Here is a 503-nt window from a genome sequence, read left to right as displayed (position 1 = left end):
GTAAATACAAATACAGCGTCTTTAAACGCACAAAGAAACTTGTCTAAATCAAGCGATGCGTTAGGTACATCAATGCAACGTCTTTCATCTGGTATGAAAATTAACAGTGCCAAAGACGATGCGGCTGGTCTACAAATAGCAAACCGCTTAACATCACAGGTAAATGGTTTAGGTGTTGCTCAACGTAACGCGAATGATGGTATTTCGATGGCACAAACGGCTGAGGGTGCGATGCAAGAATCATCGAACATCTTACAGCGTATGCGTGATTTATCACTACAGTCAGCGAATGGTTCAAATGATGCGGATGCACGTGCAGCGCTACAAAAAGAAGTAGGCGCTCTTCAACAAGAGCTAACACGTATTTCTGAAACCACAAAGTTTGGTGGTACGAGCTTAATTGATGGTTCATTCGGTACAAAACAATTCCAAGTTGGTTCAAATGCAAATGAAACTATCAACGTAAGTTTACGTGATATGTCAGCAGATGCGATTGGTGCAAA

General features: G+C 41.6%; 1 protein-coding gene. It reads left to right on the top strand.

All coding sequences use genetic code 11. The features are described 5' to 3' along the window. Positions 1–503: flagellin N-terminal helical domain-containing protein (locus PALI_RS00010; protein ID WP_455430557.1), on the top strand; the 503-nt coding region annotated here is incomplete at both ends.

Origin of the sequence: Pseudoalteromonas aliena SW19 (genome assembly GCF_014905615.1) — a bacterium.
Classification (GTDB): Bacteria; Pseudomonadota; Gammaproteobacteria; order Enterobacterales; family Alteromonadaceae; genus Pseudoalteromonas; species Pseudoalteromonas aliena.
Note: the sequence above shows the minus strand (reverse complement) of the source record. Positions and strands in the feature narration are given on the sequence as shown.